Here is a 19,473-nt window from a genome sequence, read left to right as displayed (position 1 = left end):
GCTGCTTACGGTTGTCGCTTGGTACGTACGGTAGTTGGCGGCGGGGTCAGAAGGGGAGACCCGGAATGCCGCCACCGCCGCCGAGTCCCTGGGCGAGCGGGCCGAGCTTCTGCTGCTGGAGCGTCTGCGCGTTCTCGTTGGCCGCCGCGACCGCCGCGACCACCAGGTCGGCGAGGGTCTCGGTGTCCTCCGGGTCGACCGCCTTCGGGTCGATCACGAGGCCCCGCAGTTCACCGCCGCCCGTCACCGTCGCCTTGACGAGACCGCCGCCCGCCTGGCCGTCGACCTCGGTCTGCGCCAACTCTTCCTGAGCCTTCGCGAGGTCCTGCTGCATCTTCTGGGCCTGCTCGAGCAGCTGCTGCATATTGGGCTGGCCACCACCGGGGATCACGATGAGCTCCTCTTCCGGTCCGATTCTGGTCTGAACCCGAGCCTACGTGGTGAAGAGGCCCACCGCCCCGGCTACCTGGAGCCTCGTCGGGCACTCCACACCCCCATTTCCGGTCTGCACTCTTTCGAGTGAGATGGGTTGCTTTCCATACCTGATGCGGGACCACTTCCGGGCGGAGATCCGGTGAAAACTGGGGTTCGGCCACCCATTGGGCGGTAGGAAGATGCTGCACACCAGCCCCAGCCGTGACCAGATCGAGGGAGTTCCGGGTGAGTCAGCCGGAGATGCAGCCCGAAGGTGCGCCCCAGGAGGGGTCGGGCGAGGACGGCGACCGGGACAGCCGCGGCGAGCGGGTTCCCCGGCAGGGCGATCTCACCGGCCGGACGCTCCCGCTCGGCGACTGGGCGGAACCCGCTGAGCGGCTCGACGAGCTGTACCGCTGGGTCGAGCAGGGCGCCCTGCGCACGGCGGACTGGTACCTCTCGGACCGCGTGTGGAAGCGCAGGGGCGCGCGGGCGCTGCGTACGGGCACGGTGCTCGGCGCGGTCTGCGGCGGGGTGCTGCCGCTGCTCGACCTGTCGGGCGTCCTCACCGGTGCGGCGCCCTGGGGGTATCTGTCGCTGCTGCTCGCGGTGGCGTGCGTGGGGTGCGACCGGTACTTCGGTCTGACGTCCGGCTGGATACGGGATGTGGCCACGGCGCAGGCCGTGCAGCGGCGCTTGCAGGTGCTGCAGTTCGACTGGGCCTCGGAGAACGTACGAGAGGTGCTCGGGCCGACCGAGGGCACCGCCAGTGAGGCGGCCGAGCGGTGTCTCGGGGTGCTGCGGCGGTTCTCGGACGACGTGACGGAGCTGGTGCGGGCCGAGACGGCGGACTGGATGGTCGAGTTCAAGTCCGGCCCCGCGCCCTTGACCATGCAGGCGTCCGTGCCGGCCACCCGCCCCCCGGACCAGCCGACCAACCGCTTCCCGCTCCCGCCCGGCACCCGCCCCAACATGCCGCGGCAACGCCCACCGGAGCCGCGGTAGCCCATCAAGCCCCTGCGGCGATTGAGCAGCGGGGTCCGGGGCGGAGCCCCGTGGCGTGGGGGCGGTCTACCGCAACCGTTCCGGTCAGCTGAAGATGAGCATGGAGCTCTGGGCGAGGCTCCGGGTAGCCGCCTGATGCAGCCCGAGCCACACATGCCGCTCCCGCCCGAACGGCCCATCCCCCCTCGGCACCGCCGCAGCCGGCTCCTCCAACGACGTCGGCGCAACCGGCGGAGCGGGCGGCGCCGGCGGATTGGCCGCGTCGATACCGATCGCCGGAGCCACGAATTCCAGCTCCCGGAGCAACGCATGGGACGAGCCCAACGGGCCGCCCCCCGCCAGGAGTTCGTCGTTGGACAACGGCTCGGGGAAGTCCACGGGAACGTACGCGCCCGCATGGTCGTAATGCCAGACCAGATGGGAACTCTGAGCCGTCGACTCGAACATTTCCAGCAACTGCTCGTAGTCACCGCCCAGTTCGTCGACCGGCGTCACGGCGAGGCCACAGATCTGCAGGAGGTACGCCCGGCGCAGGAAGTGCAGCGCGTCGTAGTCGAAGCCCGCGATCGGGGCCACGTCCCCGGACAGGCCCGGCATGTACGCGTGGACCGGCACCGGTGGCAGTCCCGCCTCGTTCAACGCCTTGTCGTAGAGCGCGAGTTCGTCGGCGAACGGATTGTCGGGGCTGTGGCACAGCACGTCGACCAGGGGGACGAGCCACAGGTCACAGGCCAAGGGGGCTCCTCAGTGCTCCGGAGTGTTCCGGCGCGGTGGACGGTATCGGCGTCGTAGCCAGGGTAGTGCGATGCGGGGCCGGGTTGACCTGTCTTGCGCCTACCCGTTGTCCCCGCTCTACCCGCTTACTTGCCTGTCAGAGCCTCGATCAAGGAGAGCGAGTCGTCGTTGTACGAGGCGATGAGCGCGTGCGCGGCGGCGGGGTCGCGGTTCACGAGCGCGTCGACCAGGTCGCAGTGGCCCGCCCACAGCCGACCCCTGAGATCGCCCGCGGTGCGCAGGTGCGGGACCGCGCACATCCAGGACTGGACGCGCAGACGGTGGAAGAAGTCGGAGAGATACGCGTTGCCGAAGAGGGCGGAGAGTTCGCGCCAGAAGCGCAGGTCGTAGCCGATGAGGACGTTGAGGTCGCCGGCTCCCGCCGCGCGGGCCGCCTCCTCGCCGCGGCGGCGGACCCCGGCGAGGTCGGCGGCGGTCTGCTGGGCGCGGGACGGGTCCTCGGCGAGGCCGCGGAAGATTCCGTCCGCGACGAGGCTGCGGGCCTCGATCATCGCCCGGTAGTCCGCGAACGAGTACTCGTGGACGCGGAAGCCGCGGTGCTGCGCGGAGTCCAGGAGGCCCTGGGCGCTCAGGTCGACGAGGGCCTCGCGGACGGGGGTGGCCGACACCCCGTACCCCTCGGCGATCTCCTTGACGGTGAATTCCTGGCCGGGACTGAGGCGTCCCGCCAGGATCTCGTCGCGCAGCGCGTCCGCGATCTGCTGGCGCAGGGTGGAACGGGTGACGGCGGGGCCGTCAGATACGGGCACGGATCGGGTCCCCCGGTTCGGCTGGCGTGGTGGTCGCACGGTCTGGTGTGGCTGGCCAGGTTACGCCTGCGGGGTCTTGGGCGGGGGTGGGGTTGCGGCGCGTGGTGCGGGGTGGGCGTTTGCCGGGGGCGGGCTTTTGCCGGGGTGGACGCCCGCGGAGATGGGCACGCGGCACCGGGGCCCGAGCCATCGCCAGGGTGGACGCCCGCGGAGACGGGCACGCGGCACCGGGGTTCCAGGGCTTGGTCGAGGCCGACGCCTGCCGTAATGAGCGCCCGGCGCCTGCCCTCCTCCGGCTTCGCCGGCCCCGCTCACCTCCCACCCACCCGCCCCCTCCGGGGGCTCCAACCCCGGGCGGGGCGGGGCCTGTTGCGCGGCACCGCGAGGTCCGGGCCGCACCGGAGTCGGCGCCCGTCGTGACGGATGCGCGGCACCGTGCGCCGCCTTGCCCACCCTGCCGCCCAAGGCGGCAGATTGCCCAAGGCGGGGCGGGGCACCCCGTGAGGCCGACGCCCCCGGAGGAGGCGGGCGGGTGGGAGATGGGCGGGGCGCCCGAGGCGTCACCTGCGGTGAAGCGGGCAAAATCAAGCCCCTGCGGCGATTGAGCAGCGGGGTCCGGGGCGGAGCCCCGAGGCGTGGGGGCGGTCTACCGCAACGGGTAGGAGGCGGAGGCGGTGACCGAGATGGGACGGCGCCCCACCCGGGGCCACAGCCCCCGGAGGGGGCGGGTGGGTGGGAGATGGGCGGGCACCGGGCCAAGCCCCGGGAGGCCCGGTCACACCCCGACACCGGTCACGCCCGGCTCCCGGCCCCCGCCCCGCCCCGCGCCACGGAACCCCGACCCCCGGTCACACCCCGCCCCGGCCCCCGTGTCACCCCACGTGCTCGTCCGCCACCGCCAGCGCAGCGTCCAGCGCGGAGAGGCCCTCCTTGACCTCGGACTCCGTGATGTTGAGGGCCGGGACCACGTGGGTGCGGTTCATGTTGATGAAGGGCCACAGGCCGTTCGCCTTGGCGGCGGCGCCGAACGCGGCCATCGGGGCGTTCGCCTCACCCGCCGCGTTGTACGGCACGAGCGGCTCCCGCGTGGCCCGGTCACGGACCAGCTCGAGCGCCCAGAACATACCGACGCCGCGCACCTCGCCCACCGACGGGTGCCGCTCGGCCAGCTCCCGCAGGGCCGGCTCGACGACCTCGGAGCCCAGCCTCGCCGCGTGCTCGACGATGCCCTCCTCCTCCATCACGTTGATGGTGGCGACAGCCGCCGCGCAGGCCAGCGGGTGGCCCGAGTACGTCAGGCCCCCCGGGTACGGCCGCTTCGCGAACGTCTCGGCGATCGCGCCCGAGATCGCCACGCCGCCCAGCGGGACGTAACCCGAGTTCACGCCCTTCGCGAAGGTCAGCAGGTCCGGCGTCACGTCGTAGAGGTCCGCGGCGAACCACTTGCCCGTACGGCCGAAGCCGGCCATGACCTCGTCCAGGATGAAGACGATGCCGTAGCGGTCGCAGAGTTCGCGGACGCCCGCGAGGTAGCCCTTGGGCGGGAGCATGATGCCCGCCGTGCCCGGCACCGTCTCCAGGATGATCGCCGCGATCGTCTGCGGGCCCTCGAACTGGATCGTGGATTCCAGGTGCTCCAGGGCGCGGGCGCACTCCTGCTCCTCCGTCTCCGCGTAGAAGCGGGAGCGGTACAGGAAGGGGGCCCAGAAGCGGACCACACCGGCGGTGCCGGTGTCGCTGGCCCAACGGCGCGGGTCACCCGTCGCGTTGATGGCCTGCTGGGTGCCGCCGTGGTACGAGCGGTACGCGGAGAGCACCTTCGGGCGGCCCGTGTGCAGGCGGGCCATCCGCAGGGCGTGCTCGACGGCGTCGGCACCCGCGTTGGTGAAGAAGATCTTGTCGAGGTCGCCGGGAGTGCGCTCGGCGATGAGGCGTGCGGCCTCGGAGCGCGACTCGATGGCGAAGGCCGGGGCGAAGGTCGTCATCTTCCCCGCCTGCTCCTGGATCGCCGCGACGACCTTCGGGTGCTGGTACCCGATGTTCGTGTAGACGAGACCGGAGGTGAAGTCGAGGTAGCGGTTTCCTTCGTAGTCCCAGAAGTAGGAGCCTTCGGCGCCGGCGACGGCCAGCGGGTCGATCAGCTCCTGTGCCGACCAGGAGTGGAAGACGTGCTTGCGGTCCGCGGCCTTCACGGCGGCGCCGACCTGGGGATTCGGCTGAGGGGTCATGGGGCCGAGGGTAAATGGGCGATGCACCGGCACACCATCGGCGTCCTGTCTGTGGGACGCCGCCGAACCCGACAACCTGTCGCCCCGCGCCGCCCTGTCCCCTCCGGGCCCCCTCCTGAGCTGCATTTAGCGTGGCGTTAGGAAACCGTCGGGCAGGCTGGTCGGCATGAGAAAGCCGAGCACGCACCGCTGGCGCAACGTTGCCGTGACCGCGGCCTGGGTCGCCGTGGGAACGGCCGCCGGCGCCCTCGGCGCCTGGCAGCTGGCGGGCAGCGACGCGAACGCCGGGACCGGCACGCACGGCCACCCGCTCGACGACGCGGCGGTGCACCGCGCCCTGGCCTCGGCGCAGGCCTCGACACCCCGCGCCGACGCCTCGTCCGCCACCCCGTCCCCCGCCGACCAGCGCCGCACGCTCCGCTTCACGGGCGGCTCCGCGACGGTCGAGTGCGGGGCCGACGGCAGCGTCTACCTGGTGTCGTGGAGCCCGTCGGACGGCTACGAGATCGATGACGACGTCGTACGCGGTCCCGGGCGCGTGGCCCGGATCGAGGCGGAGCCCAACGACGACGATGACGGCCCCGACCGGCACTACGAGATCCGGTGCGCGGCGGGCTCCGGCACTCCTCGGGCCGTGCTGGTCCCCGACGATGACGATGACGACGACTGACAGTTGCAGCGCCTCGTCGTTGCGCTCCCGGGGCTCCGCCCCGGACCCCACCGGCTCTCGTCCAACGGCGGGCTTGATTAGGTGATCAAATGCCACATCTCCTCGTCGTCGAAGATGACCCCGCCCTGCGGAACGCCCTGGTCCGCGCCCTGCGCGACCGGGGTCACGCCGTCGCCACCGCGGCCACCGGCATGGCCGGCCTCGACGCCGCTGTCACCGACCGGCCCGATCTTGTCGTGCTCGACCTGGGCCTGCCCGACGTCGACGGCGCCCGAATACTGCGGATGCTGCGCGCGGTGAGCGACGTACCGGTGATCGTGGCGACGGCCCGCGACGAGGAGGGCGAGATGGTCGCCGTGCTCGGGGACGGGGCCGACGACTACATCGTGAAGCCGTTCGGCGCGGCCCAGTTGGACGCCCGGATCAAGGCGGTGCTGCGCCGCCTCGGGCTGCCCGGCGACGTCGACGAGCCGCTCACCGTCGGCGGGCTCGTGATCACGCCCGCGTCCCGCGAGGTCACGCTCGACGGGCGGCCGCTCGACCTGACACCCCGCGAGTTCGACCTGCTCGCCCATCTCGCCCAGCGGCCCGGCCAGGTCGTCTCGCGCCGCGAGCTGCTCGCCGAGGTGTGGCAGCAGCCACTGGGCGGCGCCGACAAGACGGTGGACGTCCATCTGTCGTGGCTGAGGAGGAAGTTGGGCGAGTCCGCGCAGGCTCCGCGCTACTTGCACACCGTACGTACCGTGGGCGTGAAGCTGATGGCTCCCGACGACGGGGCGGTCTCGTAGTGCGCCGCACGCTGCTGCTGCTCACCGCGGCCACCACCGCGCTCGTCCTGGCGGCGCTGCTCGTCCCGCTGACCCTGCTCACCCGCAGCCACGCCGCGGACCGGACGACCGCGGAGGCGACGGCCCGCGCCCAGTGGGTGGCCGCCGCGATGGGCCCCTCGCTGCACAGCCCGGACGAGCGGGCGGGCGCGGAGCAGGCCGTGGAGAGCGTCAACTCCCCCTCCCAGCCCGACACTTCCCTCGTCTTCGCCGACGGCCACGTCATCGGCGCCCCGACCGCCGTCACCGACGCCGTACGCCTCGCGCGGGCGGGGCGCGCCTTCACGTACGAGCCGCCGAGCGGGGGCCGCCAGGTCCTGGTGCCGGTGCAGGGCGCGGAGGGCGGCACGGCCGTCGTCCAGGTGAGCCTGACCAGCCGGCAGTTGTACGACGGGGTGCTCTCGTCGTGGCTGACGCTGGCCGGCATCGGGCTCGGCCTCGTGCTCATCGGGCTGCTGCTCGCGGACCGGCTCGGGGCGCGGCTCGTCGGGGCGACGCGGGCGCTGGCCGGGACCGCGGACCGGCTCTCGGGTGGCGACCTGACCGCCCGCGCCGAACCCCAGGGTCCGCCGGAACTGCGCTCCGTGGCCGGCGAGTTGAACCATCTCGCCGCCCGCATCGACGAGCTGCTCACCGCCGAACGGGAGAACGCGGCCGACCTCGCGCACCGGCTGCGCACCCCCGTCGCGGCGCTCCGCCTGGACGCGGAGGGGCTGCGGGACGCGGAGGAGGCCGAGCGGATCGCGGCGGGGGTCGCGGCGCTCGAACTGGGTGTGGACGACGTCATCCGCAAGGCCCGCAAGCCGCTCCGCGAAACGGGGGCGGGTGCGGATCTCGCGGCGATTGCCCGGGACCGGGCGGCGTTCTGGGAGCCGCTCGCCACGGATCAGGGGCGGGACCTGGAGGTGTCGGTGCCCGAGGTCGCGGTGGCGGTGCCCGTGCCGGAGGACGAGTTGGTCGCGGCGCTCGACGCGTTGATCGGGAACGTGTTGGACCACACGCCGCAGGGCATCTCCTTCCGGATCTCCGTCCGGGTGGACGGCGCCGGCACGGAGCTGGTGGTCGCGGACGCGGGCCCCGGCCTTTCCCCGGAGTCCGAAACCCGCGGCTCCAGCGGAGGCGGCTCCACGGGCCTCGGCCTCTCCATCGTCCGCCGCACAGCCGAGGAGACCGGCGGAACGGTTTCCTTTACATCCGGCGGGCCGGGGGCGGTGGTCACGCTCCGGTGGGGCCAATCAAGCCCCCTTTCAAGCCCCGCAGGGGATTGATCTTTCAAGCCCCCCCCGGCGATTGAGGCGCGGGGTCCGGGGCAGAGCCCCGCGGCCGCAACCACCGGCAACCGGCTCCCGCCCTGGGGCGCCGCCCCAGACCCCGCTGCTCAATCGCCGCAGGGGCTTGATTTGCCCGCGCCTCAATCGCCGCAGGGGCTTGAAGTGGCGCTGACCCGGGGGAACGCCTCCCGGACCGCCCGAGACCAGCGGTTGTTGCCCAGCTCGGGTCGCAGCGCCGCGAAGCCTCCGCAGTACTTCGTGAACTCCGCCGCCCGCACCCCGAACCGGTGCAGCACCCGGTCCGCCTCCGTCAGAGACCCCCTCGTCTTCGTCTCCACGAGGACGAGCCCACCGTCCGCCCGCACCGTCCGCCCATCGGCGGGATCCCGTACCACGAGCCCCGCGTCACACGTGATCCGCTGCCCGTCGGCGACGAACGTGGCGCGCTGGTAGTCCGTGACCAGCGAGGGGGCCAGGCCCCCCGGCGCCTCGATCCCGTACGCCCCACCGAGCACACCCGCGAGAAAGCCCTGCTGCGCCTCGTCGAGCGGCCGCTCCTCGCCCTCGAGCCTGCGGCGGTGCTTGACCGTCTCGCCCCGCCCGTTCTTGAGCTTGACCTCGAACTGCCGCTCCCCCGTGTCCTGGTAGAGCCGCTCCCGGATCTTGTAGCGGAGCCGGCGACCCTGCCGGTGGTCGTGGTACGTGCGCAGGTCGGCCGTGTCGTAGTAGGTCGATCTGTACGAGAACCAGCGCCGGCCGTTCACCGAGAGCGAGCGGAAGGGGCCCTCCGGGCGCCGCGGGTCGGTCAGCAGCGCCGCGAAGTCCTCGAAGACCTCCACCGGCACCAGGTAGCTGTTGTCGTAGCGGGCCAACAGCTCTGCCCTGTTGTTCAGTTCATCGAGCGACAGCGGCTTGGCGGCGAGTGCGGCGCGCCCGATGGCGCGTACGGCGGGGATCACACGGTCTCCTGGTGATAGGCGGCTGCGGTCTTCGTCGTACTACGAGGCCCATGCGGCTCATGACGGTCATGAACGCCGCTGTGGGTACGAGAGGTACGTATGGGCTCCTCCGTTCGTTCCCTTGCCTCCGGCTGCCGGAATCGGACTTCCACCACCATCAGGTCGCGTACGTAGTCGATCTCCTGCACCGTCCAACCATGGGGCCGCCCCACTCGCCTCGCCAGTTCGGCCCGCAGCGCGTCCTCGTCGACGTACACGGCGTCGAGGGTGACGACGGCCCGGCGATCACGGGCGTACAGGCGCGGATGGTCGGCCACGTAGACGACCATGAGCAGCAGCGCGGCGAGCGCGGCGGTCACTCCGAGGCCGAGTGCGCGCAGCCCGCACAGCAGCCCGAGGACCAGCGTCACGAAGTAGTACGCCACTTCCTGGTGCCGCAGCGCGTCGGAGCGCAGCCGCACGATCGACAACACCCCGAACAGGCCGAATCCCAGGGCGAGCCCGCCGCCCTTACCGACCTCGCCGAGCGCGGCGACGACCGCGAACAGGGCGACGTTCAGCGCGAGATACGCGGGCACGAGCTCGCGCCTGCGATGCCGCGGATAGAAGATGCCGAAGGTCAACAGGGTCACGGCGAGCAGATCGAGGCCGAGATGGGCGCCGAGCTCCGCCACAGGTGGGAGGTTGTCCATGGCCCCGACGCTACGAACGGCCGGGTTAACGCCGCGCTTGGTGACAGTTAACGATCCGCGTCAACGTACGTGGACGGGCGGAACCGTTGGGCCCGCGGGGCCCCTCTCTGTCGTATGTCCGGACTAGTCTCATTTCGTTGCACACATACCGGGGGAGGGTGGGCGACATGGAGGGTATGCACGACAAGGGGATGCGGAACATCGGCCCGTACCGGCTGCTCGGCCGGCTCGGCGCGGGCGGTATGGGCGAGGTGTATCTGGCCCGCTCGGAGCGGGGTCGCACGGTCGCCGTGAAGGTCGTACGCGAAGAGCTCGCCGAGCAGGAGGAGTTCAGGAACCGGTTCCGGCAGGAAGTGGCGGCCGCCCGGCGGGTCGGCGGCGCGTGGACGGCTCCGGTGCTCGACGCGGACACGGACGCGGACATCCCCTGGGTGGCGACCGGGTACGTGGCGGGCCCCAGCCTCCAGCAGGTCGTCTCGCACGACTACGGCGCGCTGCCCGAGCGTTCGGTGCGCATCCTCGCCGGTGGCCTCGCGCACGCGCTCAAGGACATCCACGCGGCGGGCATCGTCCACCGCGACCTCAAGCCCTCGAACGTGCTGATCACCATCGACGGCCCGCGCGTCATCGACTTCGGCATAGCGCGCGCACTGGAGACCGTGACCGACGGCGGGCTCACCCGCACCGGGGCCCTCGTCGGATCCCCCGGTTTCATGGCACCCGAGCAGGTGCGCGGCGACCGGATCACCCCGGCGTGCGACGTGTTCTGCCTGGGGTCTGTACTCGCGTACGCGGCGTCGGGACAGCTGCCGTTCCGGACGGGCAACAGCGGAGCGCACGCCCTGATGTACCGCATCGCGGAGGAGCCGCCCGAGCTGGCGGAGCTGCCCGAGGGCCTCCAGGACCTCGTCCGCGACTGTCTGCACAAGCAGCCCGGCGACCGTCCCACGCTCGACGAGATCCTGGAACTCACCGGCGTCGACGACACATTGGAGGACGGCGGCCGCACCCGCGACCCATGGCTGCCGGGCGCCCTGGTCGCCCAACTCGGGCGGCACGCCGTGCAGTTGCTCGACACGGAGAACCCGGAGCACACGGCCCGGACCCCGGCGCCACCACCGCCCGGCACACCCGACGCCGCCTCGCTGAACCACCTGCCGACCGTGATCTCACACGAAGCCCCGGCACCCCCGCCACCCGCACCCGCACCCGCACCCGCACCGCAGTACGGCTATCCGCACCCTTCGCAGCCTCAACCGCCCGGCGGTTGGGGCCAGACCCCGCCCTACGGCCCGCCGCCTCCCGGCCCTCCGCGCCGCGACCGTTCCACCCCGGTCCTCATCGTGGTCGCGCTGATCGTGGCGCTCGGCGCGGGCGGTTCGGTGTACGCCTTGATGAACGGCAAGGACAAGCCGTCCGGTCGGTCGGACGACAAGGTTGCCGCCTCGTCCACGACCTCCGCCCCGGCCTCCCCCGTCGCGTCCGCCCCGAGTTCCCCGAGTTCCCCGAGCCCGGAGTCGTCCTCGCAGTCCGCCGCGGGTGACATACCGACCACTTTCCTCGGCACGTGGGAGGGCGCGATCGACAACGCCAACGGCCACCACCCGCGCAGCATCACGCTCCAGCAGGGCGCACCCGGCGACACGGTCTTCTCCCTGACGGCGGACGGCTACCAGAAGGACGGCTCCCCCTACCACTGCGTGTTCCAGGGCCACTTGGAGTCCGCGACGTCCTCCACGATCCGGATCGGCCCCACCGACCCGACGACCGCCCAGCCGAGCGGCGCCTGCGCGCCGGGCGAACCGAGCACGATCACCCTCACGGCGAGCGGCGGACTGAAGCGCGCCATGTCGGGGGGCGAGGCGCCGGTCACGTACGACAGGTCGGGCTGAGAGCAGGGGCGGGGGTGGATTTGCCGGTGTTCACCCCTGGGAGTGAAGGGCGGCACAGAGCAGCCGGGCGTGCACAAAACGATCGCCACAGCCGGATGGCTCGTGACGCCAACTCAGCGGCCACGTCGCCCCGTTGATCGCCGGAATCGGCACGTACGCGATGCGTCCCGGCCCCGCCGCGAGCGTCGTGACACCCGCGGGCCACGCCTTGTACGCCGTGCTGCCGACCGACACCAGGAAGTACACGGGCCGGGCCCCGTTCGCCTGCTCGACGACCGGCCCAGGGTCGCCCCCGGTCATCCCGGCCAGCCGGTCGGCGACGCGCCGCCCCTGGTCGCCGTCCACGCGCACGGCGTCGAATTGGACGCCGGCCATCCGGAGTTGAAATCCGGTATGTGGGATCCACACATGTGGTGCGGCCCCACAATTCTGCTCACTTTGCGTGTTCACGGTTTGAGTAAATCCGCTGGTGGCTACCGTTCACCATGACTCTGCGTCGACCATTGGGAATGGTCGCGTAGGGACACCGGCCGGTTGAGTCCGGTTGGGTTCGGTTGAGTTCACATCTGCTCCGGGGGTGACCGCAATGGCGCGGGCCGAGAACAAGGACGAGGCGGGGGGCGTGGCGCATCTCGTCGCCTCGCTGACGAAGGCGTTGCGCAAGCAACAGGGGCTGACCCAGGTGCAGCTGGCTGACGCCATCGGCTTCACGGCGTCGGCCATCAGCGGAGTCGAGACCTGTGCGCAACCCGCGAGCGACGCGATGCTCGTGGCGCTGGAGCCGGTGATCGGGGCGGGGCTCGGGGTTTTCGAGGACGCGCGCAAGTACGTGCTGATGGAGAAGTACCCGCGCCGGTTCAAGAAGTTCTCGCTGATGGAGGCGGCGGCGGTGACCATCTCCTCGTACGAGACGCTCGTGGTCGACGGGCTGTTCCAGACGGAGGAGTATGCGGATGCGCTGATCGGCGGTAGCTTTCCGGCGCCGAGCGAGCAGAAGCAGCGGGAACTCGTGGAGGCGCGGCTCGCCCGTCGCCAGCTGTTCGACCGTGACCCCGCCGCGATGATCGAGCTGATTCTCGAAGAGTCCGTGCTGCGGCGGCCGTTCGGAAGCTGGGAGGTACTTCGGGGGCAATTGCTCTCCCTCGCCGAGGACGCGCGGAGGGAGAATGTGACCGTGCAGGTGCTGCCCATGGAGCGCGGGCTGCGCGGCTCGTACGCAGGCGAGCGCGGCCCGATGAAGCTCGTCGAGACCAAGGAGCACCAGCGCGTCGTCTACCTGGAGATCGAGGACCAGTCGCTCCTGATCAGCGATCCGGTAGACGTGGCTCAACTCGCCCACCGCTATGCGAAGATCCGTTCGCAGGCCCTGAGTCCCGACGATTCCCTGGGCCTCATCGAGCGCCTGGCAGGAGAAGACCGATGACGCACCCCGACACCGCGACCCTGCGGTGGTTCAAGTCCAGCTACAGCGACGACGGCGGCGGGCAGTGCCTCGAAGTCGCCTACGCCTGGCGCAAGTCGACGTACAGCGACGGCGGCGGCGGTAACTGCGTCGAGGTCGCCGGATGCCCTCACGCTGTGCACGTTCGTGATTCCAAGGACTCCGGGCTGCCCCACGTGGTCGTGGCCGGTGGGGTCTGGGAGCGGTTCGTGGCGTGGGCGCGGTGACGCGGTTCGCCCCGCCCAGACACACCCCCACTCAGAAAAATGTCGCACTGACACGCGCCCCTGCGACATTTTTCTGACCTCACACCTTCGGGCGGCCCGATCGGTATCCGGCCCGCGCCTGCCGCCTGGCGCGCGAGGCTGCTCGCCATGCTGCCGAACCAGGATCGACGCCGGGCGGGCCCGCCCAGTGCCACCGCTGTCTACCGTGCCGTCATCGAGGTCATGGGTGACACCGGCCCCCGCCATGTGACTCGCGTGAGGGTCGCGGAACTCGCCCTCACCGACCGCCAGTTCCTGCGCAGGACCTGGCCCAATGCCGACACTCTGAGCCGCTTGTCCGCAGAGGTGGAGCTGGAACACGTACTGAACGGCGTGGGGGCCCGCATGGGGTACAAGGGCCCACCTGATCCGGTGTGCCGTCTCGCGGCCACCCTGCCGTTCGCCCTCGGGCAGGCTCCGCCGGGGGACGGTGTTCAGGACCGCATCGATGAACGCGCTCGGACCGTCGCACACCTCTGCCTGACCGGTGTCGCGGAGTGCGGCTGCGGGCGCCCGGACGCGCCGGTGCCCCGGCCCGCCGAAGCGGACCGGGGCACCGGTGGAGCGACGAGTCCGCCGCTTACAGGAACGAGTTGACCTGGATCGTCTCGTCGCGGCCGGGGCCGACGCCGATCGCCGAGATCGGGGCGCCGGACATCTCCTCCAACGCCTTGACGTACGCCTGCGCGTTCTTGGGGAGGTCCGCGAAGGTCTTCGCCTTCGTGATGTCCTCCGACCAGCCCGGCAGGTACTCGTAGACCGGCTTCGCGTGGTGGAAGTCGGTCTGGGAGTACGGGAGTTCCTCGACGCGCTTGCCGTCGATCTCGTACGCGACGCAGACCGGGATCTGCTCCCAGCCGGTGAGCACGTCGAGCTTCGTCAGGAAGAAGTCGGTGAGGCCGTTGACGCGCGTCGCGTAGCGGGCGATCACCGCGTCGAACCAGCCGCAGCGACGGTCACGGCCGGTGGTGACACCGCGCTCGCCACCGATGCGGCGCAGGTCCTCGCCGTCCTGGTCGAAGAGCTCCGTCGGGAACGGGCCCGCGCCGACCCGGGTCGTGTAGGCCTTGAGGATGCCGATGACGCGGCTGATCTTCGTCGGGCCGACGCCCGCACCCGTGCAGGCGCCGCCCGCGGTCGGGTTCGACGAGGTCACGAAGGGGTACGTGCCGTGGTCGATGTCCAGGAGCGTGCCCTGGCCGCCCTCGAACAGGACGACCTTCTCCTCGTCGAGGGCGTCGTTGATCACCAGGGTGGTGTCGGCGACGTAGCCCTTGATCTTGTCGGCGTAGCCGAGCAGCTCCTCGACGACCTGCTGCGCCTCGATGGCGCGGCGGTTGTAGAGCTTGGTGAGGAGCTGGTTCTTGACCTCGAGAGCCGCCTCGACCTTCTGGGTCAGGATCGACTCGTCGTAGAGGTCCTGGACGCGGATGCCGACACGGTTGATCTTGTCCGCGTAGGTCGGGCCGATACCGCGGCCGGTCGTGCCGATCTTCCGCTTCCCGAGGAAGCGTTCCGTCACCTTGTCGACCGTGACGTTGTACGGCGTGATGATGTGCGCGTTACCGCTGAGCAGGAGCTTCGACGTGTCGACGCCGCGCTCGTTCAGACCGCTCAGCTCGGAGAGCAGGACCGACGGGTCGACGACGACACCGTTTCCAATGACCGGCGTGCACTCCGGCGAGAGGATTCCGGAAGGGAGGAGATGCAGCGCGTACTTCTGGTCGCCTACGACAACCGTGTGGCCGGCGTTGTTGCCGCCCTGGTAGCGCACTACATAGTCCACGGATCCACCGAGCAGGTCGGTGGCCTTTCCCTTGCCTTCGTCACCCCACTGAGCACCGAGCAGCACAAGTGCGGGCACAGGCGTACACCCCTTCCGGGCGGGGCATGTCCAAGGTCAGGGGCCGTGGCCGCTCCTTTGCGGCGTGCCTTCGTAAGCCTTGGGGTGCCCCGGAATAGACCAAGCCCCTGGCGCAATAGCGCAAGGGGCTCTTGCACAAAGATGCTACCCGAGGAAGCGAGGCAAGGCCGAGGTGGCGGCTTTGGATCATCCATCTGACCGTGCGGACGACGCGCGCGGGAAGCTGTCGCGGCAGCTTCTGGTGATCGTCGATCCGCTCGCGATGCGTGCCGACGGGGAGTCCGTGCGCATCGCCAGGGACGTGTTGTGTGCGGGTTCGACGGCGAAGGTGTGTCTGCCGCAAAGCCCCGCGGAATTCGCGAAAGCGCTGGCCAAGCGGGGTGCGAGACGGCCCGTCGTGGTCGGCGACGACCGGGCGCTGCTGCGCGCGGTGTCGCTGCTGCACCGGGAGCGGGAGCTGGCGGGGGTGGTGTTCTCGATGGTGCCGGTGGGGGCGGCGGTGTCGCTCGCGCACTCGCTCGGGGTGCCCGCGGGGACGGTGGCGGCGGCGCGGGCCGCGCTCGACGGGGCGCCGCGGCGGCTCGACCTGCTCGTGGACGACAGTGACGGGGTGGTGCTCGGGGACCTGCGGATCCCGCCGGTTTCCGCCGGGGACGAACCGGAAGGTACCGGGCCGCCCTGGCTGCGCACCTGCCGGTCGCTGGTGCGCGGCCTCGCGGTGCGGCCCGCCCGTTCCGCCGATCCGGATGCCGGGCCGCCCGCGCGGCTGCGGGTCGAGGCGGACGGGGTGACGCTCGTGGATCTGGATCAGCCGGTGGTGGGCGTCTCGGTGGGGCCCGCCACCGGTACCGGTCTTGCCCGGGTGGAGGTGCGGGGCGCTGCCGCGGAGGGGGTGGTGACCGCGCGGGCCAGGACGGTCACTGTGACCGGGAGTGACTTTCGGTATCGGGCGGATCAGGTGACGATCGGGGGGCCGGTGCGGAGGCGGACGTGGTCCGTGCGGGTGGGGGCGTGGCGGTTGGCGCTTCCGTAGAGCGGCACCGGGGCTGAGGTCGCGGGGCTCTGCCCCGGACCCCGCGCCTCAATCGCCGGCGGGGCTTGAAATGGCTCAGTCGCCGGCGGGGCTTGAAAGGCCCAGCGTTTTGCGGTGGGCGCGCCAGCGTTCCATCAGGCCTGCCAGTTCGGCCTGGACGAATTCGAAGAAGGCGAGGGTTTCGGCGATGCGGCGGCCCGCGGGGGTGTCCGCGCCCAGGCTCTCGACGCCCTCGCGCAGGGCGTCCTCCCAGCGCTTCATGACGCTGTCGCGGCTGCCCAGCGCCTCGTACCACTGGTTGCTGTGCACCCGGAACAGATCGCGTCGCGTGCCGGGATCGCGTTCACGCGTGACCATGTGCTGCTGGGTCAGATAGCGCACCGCCCCGGACACCGCGGCCGGGCTGACCTGGAGCTGCTTGCCGAGTTCCGCGGAGGTGAGGGCGCCGGAGTCGGAGGCGAGGAGGGCCGCGAAGACGCGAGCGGGCATCCGCGTCATGCCCGCGTCGAGCAGCTGGGCGGCGAAGCGCTCGACGAACCTGGAGCGGGCCTCCTCGACCGCCCGTGCCTGCGTCTCGTCCATGCCCTGCGCGCTCATGTCCCGATCCTCTCCCCTTGCCCGGTCTGCTTGCCTGGTCTGCGACGCCAGTTTATACGTTTCCTTAACTTCACAACTTTGTGAAGTGCGCGTAACTTCAGAATCATGACGAAGGCAATCACGGTCTCCGGACTGCACAAGTCGTTCGGCAGGACCCACGCGCTCGACGGCCTCGACCTGGATGTCGAGGCCGGAGAAGTGCACGGCTTCCTCGGCCCGAACGGAGCGGGGAAGTCCACCGCCATCCGCGTCCTGCTCGGCCTGCTGCGCGCCGACTCCGGCGCCGTCCAGCTGCTCGGCCGCGACCCCTGGGCCGACGCCGTGGAGCTGCACCGCAAGGTCGCGTACGTACCCGGTGATGTGACGCTGTGGCGCAACCTCAGCGGTGGCGAGGTCATCGACCTCTACGGGCGGCTGCGCGGCGGGCTCGACAGGAAGCGCAAGGCCGAGCTCATCGAGCGCTTCGAACTCGACCCGACCAAAAAGGGCCGCACGTACTCCAAGGGCAACCGGCAGAAGGTCGCGCTGGTGGCCGCCTTCGCCGCCACCGACATCGACGTGCTGATTCTCGACGAGCCGACCTCCGGGCTCGACCCGTTGATGGAGGACGTCTTCCAGGCCTGCGTCGAGGAGGCCGCGCGCGAGCACGGGCGGACGGTGCTGCTGTCCTCGCACATCCTCAGCGAGGTCGAGGAGCTCTGCGACCGGGTGAGCATCATCAGGAAGGGCGTGACCGTGGAGAGCGGTTCGCTGGCAGAGCTGCGGCATCTGACCCGTACCAGCGTGACCGCCGAACTCGCGGGCGCACCCAACGGGTTGGGGGTCCTTCCCGGCGTGCACGACCTCGACGTTCAGGGCACGCGTGTGAAGTTGCAGGTCGACACCGACAAGCTCGACGCCGTCCTGCGCTCGCTCGCCGGGTCCGGCGTGCGCTCGCTGACCAGCACCCCGCCCACCCTGGAAGAGCTGTTCATGCGGCACTACCAGGAGGACGTACGTACCCCCGAGGCGGCGGTGGCGCGATGACCACCCTCGTGGGCGACGGGCGCTACGTGTCGCGGTCCGGCGGCGCGCGGCACCTCGCGGGTACCGGGGCGCTGCTCAGGCTCGCGCTGCGGCGCGACCGCGTGATGATGCCCGTATGGATCGCCGTCACCGCCATGATGGTCGTGTCGATGCCGAACACGCTGAAGAGCGTGTGGCCGACGGTCGCCGAGCGGGCCGACATCGCGGCGTCCATGAACACCAACAGCTCGATGCGCGCCATGTACGGGCCGGTCTTCGGGGACTCGCTCGGCGCGCTCACGGCCTGGCGCGGGGGCACGTTCGCCGCGGTCTTCGCCGCGATCATGAGCCTGCTCGTCGTCGTACGGCACACCCGTGACGAGGAGGAGAGCGGGCGGCAGGAGCTGGTGTCCTCGGCGATGGTGGGGCGGCGCGCGCCGCTGACCGCCGCGCTGCTCGCGGCCCTCGTGGCCAACGGTGTGCTCGCGCTGATCGTCGCCGGTGGACTCGCCTCCCAGGGTGGCTCGGGGGCCCTCGCCCTCGGGCTCGCGATCGGCGGTTGCGGGATGGTGTTCGCGACAATGGCGGCGATCGTCGCCCAGTTCACCGAGAGCGCGCGGCTCGCGCGCGGCGCCACCTCCGCGGTGCTCGGTGTGGCCTTCGTGCTGCGCGCGGCGGGCGACTCCGGGACGAGCGACGGTTCGTCCCCGCTGACCTGGATCTCGCCGATCGGCTGGGTCGAGAACGTCCGCGCGTTCGCCGACGAGCGGTGGTGGGTGCTCGGGCTGCTGCTCGCGGCCGTCCTGGTCCAGGGCGCGGTGGGTTACGAGCTGGCCGGGCGGCGGGACATCGGCATGAGCTTCCTGCCGACCCGGCCGGGGCCCGCCGACGGGCGCCTCGGCACTGCGGGTGCGCTGGCCTGGCGGTTGCAGCGGGGCAGTGTGGCCGGCTGGTCGATCGGGTTCCTCGCGGCGGGTGTCGTCTTCGGCGGGATGACCGAGGGGGCGGCCGATCTGGTCGGCGACAGCGCGAACACCAAGGAGATCATCGAGCGGATGGGCGGTCAGTCCGGCATTACCGACGCCTTCCTCGCCACGATGGTCGGCATGCTCGGCATGGTCGCCGCGCTCTACATCGTGCAGGCCGTGCTCCGGCTGAGCGGCGAGGAGACCTCGCAGCGGGCCGAACCGGTCCTCGCGAACGCGGTGGGCCGGATCGCCTGGGCCGGCGGCCACCTGGTGATCGCCTTCGCGGGCGCGGCGTTGATCATGCTACTCGGCGGGGTCGGGCTCGCGGTCGGCTACGGGCAGGAGTTCGGCGCGGTCGTCGGCGCCTGCCTGGTCCAGCTCGCCGCGATCTGGACGCTCGGCGGGGTGGCCGTGCTGCTGTACGGGGTGTGGCCACGGGCGGCCGCCGCCGCGTGGGCGGCGGCGGGAGCGGCACTGCTCATCGGCTGGATCGGCCCGGCGCTCGAGCTGCCGCAGGCGGTCGTGGACATCTCGCCGTTCGGGCATCTGCCGAAGCTGCCGGGCGGGGACATGACGTGGGGTCCGGTGATCGTGGAGGTGCTGCTCGCGGCGGTGTTCGTGGGCGTCGGCCTGGTCGGTCTGCGGCGGCGCGACATGGCCGGCTGACGGCGACGTCACAGCTCCACGGGGAGCCCCTCCAACCCCCGGATCACGAAGTTCGGCCTGCGCCGCGGCTCCGACGCGAGCCGCAGCGTCGGCGCCTGTGTCAGCAACGCCCGCATGGACGCGGCGAGTTC

The 19,473-nt window shown here is 71.4% G+C and carries 20 protein-coding genes; 11 read left to right on the top strand and 9 right to left on the bottom strand.

Features of this window, described 5'->3' with window-relative positions:
- Nucleotides 1-46: 46 nt before the first annotated feature.
- Nucleotides 47-391: a YbaB/EbfC family nucleoid-associated protein gene (locus tag ACWD2L_RS08190; protein WP_351343780.1), complete on the bottom strand. Its 345-nt coding sequence runs from the start codon at nucleotides 389-391 to the stop codon at nucleotides 47-49.
- Between the two features lie 269 nt (nucleotides 392-660).
- Here ACWD2L_RS08190 and ACWD2L_RS08185 point away from each other — a divergent pair, with 269 nt between their 5' ends.
- Nucleotides 661-1,419, top strand: coding sequence for an SLATT domain-containing protein (locus tag ACWD2L_RS08185; protein ID WP_351343783.1), 759 nt, complete (start codon nucleotides 661-663; stop codon nucleotides 1,417-1,419).
- A gap of 84 nt (nucleotides 1,420-1,503) precedes the next feature.
- Here ACWD2L_RS08185 and ACWD2L_RS08180 read toward each other — a convergent pair whose 3' ends face one another.
- The 3 genes from ACWD2L_RS08180 to ACWD2L_RS08170 all read right to left on the bottom strand — a co-directional run bounded on the left by ACWD2L_RS08180 (nucleotide 1,504) and on the right by ACWD2L_RS08170 (nucleotide 5,191).
- Nucleotides 1,504-2,154 (bottom strand): hypothetical protein, encoded by a 651-nt coding sequence (locus ACWD2L_RS08180; protein ID WP_351343786.1) that lies wholly within the window; start codon nucleotides 2,152-2,154, stop codon nucleotides 1,504-1,506.
- 125 nt (nucleotides 2,155-2,279) lie between these two features.
- The gene (locus tag ACWD2L_RS08175; protein ID WP_351343789.1) at nucleotides 2,280-2,963 is read right to left on the bottom strand and encodes a GntR family transcriptional regulator; all 684 of its coding nucleotides are present in this window, start codon (nucleotides 2,961-2,963) and stop codon (nucleotides 2,280-2,282) included.
- Nucleotides 2,964-3,835: 872 nt separating this feature from the next.
- On the bottom strand, nucleotides 3,836-5,191 hold the full coding sequence (locus tag ACWD2L_RS08170) for an aspartate aminotransferase family protein (RefSeq protein ID WP_351343792.1): 1,356 nt from the start codon (nucleotides 5,189-5,191) through the stop codon (nucleotides 3,836-3,838).
- 166 nt (nucleotides 5,192-5,357) lie between these two features.
- On the opposite strand from ACWD2L_RS08170, the gene ACWD2L_RS08165 reads away from it, so the two are divergent.
- The 3 genes from ACWD2L_RS08165 to ACWD2L_RS08155 all read left to right on the top strand — a co-directional run bounded on the left by ACWD2L_RS08165 (nucleotide 5,358) and on the right by ACWD2L_RS08155 (nucleotide 7,956).
- Nucleotides 5,358-5,861, top strand: coding sequence for a hypothetical protein (locus ACWD2L_RS08165; protein ID WP_351343795.1), 504 nt, complete (start codon nucleotides 5,358-5,360; stop codon nucleotides 5,859-5,861).
- Nucleotides 5,862-5,950: 89 nt separating this feature from the next.
- A complete protein-coding gene (locus tag ACWD2L_RS08160; protein ID WP_351343798.1) occupies nucleotides 5,951-6,649 on the top strand; it encodes a response regulator transcription factor in 699 nt (232 codons plus the stop codon).
- Nucleotides 6,649-7,956 (top strand): sensor histidine kinase, encoded by a 1,308-nt coding sequence (locus ACWD2L_RS08155; RefSeq protein ID WP_351343801.1) that lies wholly within the window; start codon nucleotides 6,649-6,651, stop codon nucleotides 7,954-7,956. The genes ACWD2L_RS08160 and ACWD2L_RS08155 overlap by 1 nt, the downstream gene beginning before the upstream one ends.
- 143 nt (nucleotides 7,957-8,099) lie before the next feature.
- On the opposite strand, the gene ACWD2L_RS08150 is transcribed toward ACWD2L_RS08155, so the two are convergent.
- Both ACWD2L_RS08150 and ACWD2L_RS08145 read right to left on the bottom strand, forming a co-directional pair.
- Complete coding sequence (locus ACWD2L_RS08150) at nucleotides 8,100-8,918, bottom strand: polyphosphate polymerase domain-containing protein (protein WP_351344006.1); 819 nt, start codon at nucleotides 8,916-8,918, stop codon at nucleotides 8,100-8,102.
- On the bottom strand, nucleotides 8,915-9,610 hold the full coding sequence (locus tag ACWD2L_RS08145) for a DUF4956 domain-containing protein (protein WP_351344009.1): 696 nt from the start codon (nucleotides 9,608-9,610) through the stop codon (nucleotides 8,915-8,917). Before ACWD2L_RS08145 ends, ACWD2L_RS08150 begins: the two co-directional genes overlap by 4 nt.
- A gap of 167 nt (nucleotides 9,611-9,777) precedes the next feature.
- Here ACWD2L_RS08145 and ACWD2L_RS08140 point away from each other — a divergent pair, with 167 nt between their 5' ends.
- Complete coding sequence (locus ACWD2L_RS08140) at nucleotides 9,778-11,502, top strand: serine/threonine-protein kinase (RefSeq protein ID WP_451187867.1); 1,725 nt, start codon at nucleotides 9,778-9,780, stop codon at nucleotides 11,500-11,502.
- A gap of 30 nt (nucleotides 11,503-11,532) precedes the next feature.
- Here ACWD2L_RS08140 and ACWD2L_RS08135 read toward each other — a convergent pair whose 3' ends face one another.
- Nucleotides 11,533-11,877, bottom strand: a complete 345-nt coding sequence (locus ACWD2L_RS08135; protein ID WP_351344015.1) for a hypothetical protein — start codon at nucleotides 11,875-11,877, stop codon at nucleotides 11,533-11,535.
- Between the two features lie 211 nt (nucleotides 11,878-12,088).
- Between ACWD2L_RS08135 and ACWD2L_RS08130 the strand changes: the two genes are divergently transcribed.
- The 3 genes from ACWD2L_RS08130 to ACWD2L_RS08120 all read left to right on the top strand — a co-directional run bounded on the left by ACWD2L_RS08130 (nucleotide 12,089) and on the right by ACWD2L_RS08120 (nucleotide 13,806).
- Nucleotides 12,089-12,925 (top strand): helix-turn-helix domain-containing protein, encoded by an 837-nt coding sequence (locus tag ACWD2L_RS08130; protein ID WP_351344048.1) that lies wholly within the window; start codon nucleotides 12,089-12,091, stop codon nucleotides 12,923-12,925.
- Nucleotides 12,922-13,170 carry a DUF397 domain-containing protein gene (locus ACWD2L_RS08125; protein WP_351344018.1) on the top strand — a complete coding sequence of 83 codons (249 nt, stop codon included), beginning with the start codon at nucleotides 12,922-12,924 and terminating at the stop codon, nucleotides 13,168-13,170. Before ACWD2L_RS08130 ends, ACWD2L_RS08125 begins: the two co-directional genes overlap by 4 nt.
- A gap of 147 nt (nucleotides 13,171-13,317) precedes the next feature.
- On the top strand, nucleotides 13,318-13,806 hold the full coding sequence (locus ACWD2L_RS08120) for a hypothetical protein (protein ID WP_351344021.1): 489 nt from the start codon (nucleotides 13,318-13,320) through the stop codon (nucleotides 13,804-13,806).
- Here ACWD2L_RS08120 and ACWD2L_RS08115 read toward each other — a convergent pair.
- A complete protein-coding gene (locus tag ACWD2L_RS08115) occupies nucleotides 13,790-15,073 on the bottom strand; it encodes an adenylosuccinate synthase (protein ID WP_351344024.1) in 1,284 nt (427 codons plus the stop codon). The two genes, ACWD2L_RS08120 and ACWD2L_RS08115, sit on opposite strands and share 17 nt — an antisense overlap.
- A 262-nt stretch (nucleotides 15,074-15,335) precedes the next feature.
- Here ACWD2L_RS08115 and ACWD2L_RS08110 point away from each other — a divergent pair, with 262 nt between their 5' ends.
- Nucleotides 15,336-16,106, top strand: coding sequence for a serine/threonine-protein kinase (locus ACWD2L_RS08110; protein ID WP_351344050.1), 771 nt, complete (start codon nucleotides 15,336-15,338; stop codon nucleotides 16,104-16,106).
- Between the two features lie 75 nt (nucleotides 16,107-16,181).
- Here ACWD2L_RS08110 and ACWD2L_RS08105 read toward each other — a convergent pair whose 3' ends face one another.
- Nucleotides 16,182-16,703, bottom strand: coding sequence for a GbsR/MarR family transcriptional regulator (locus tag ACWD2L_RS08105; protein ID WP_351344027.1), 522 nt, complete (start codon nucleotides 16,701-16,703; stop codon nucleotides 16,182-16,184).
- Between the two features lie 105 nt (nucleotides 16,704-16,808).
- On the opposite strand from ACWD2L_RS08105, the gene ACWD2L_RS08100 reads away from it, so the two are divergent.
- Nucleotides 16,809-17,729, top strand: a complete 921-nt coding sequence (locus ACWD2L_RS08100) for an ABC transporter ATP-binding protein (protein ID WP_351344030.1) — start codon at nucleotides 16,809-16,811, stop codon at nucleotides 17,727-17,729.
- The gene (locus tag ACWD2L_RS08095; RefSeq protein WP_351344033.1) at nucleotides 17,726-19,342 is read left to right on the top strand and encodes an ABC transporter permease; all 1,617 of its coding nucleotides are present in this window, start codon (nucleotides 17,726-17,728) and stop codon (nucleotides 19,340-19,342) included. Before ACWD2L_RS08100 ends, ACWD2L_RS08095 begins: the two co-directional genes overlap by 4 nt.
- The last annotated feature ends 131 nt before the right edge of the window (nucleotides 19,343-19,473 follow it).

This window comes from Streptomyces sp. NPDC002754 (assembly GCF_053592315.1).
The sequence above is the reverse complement of the archived record's forward strand: the minus strand, read 5'-3'. Positions and strand labels throughout refer to the sequence as shown.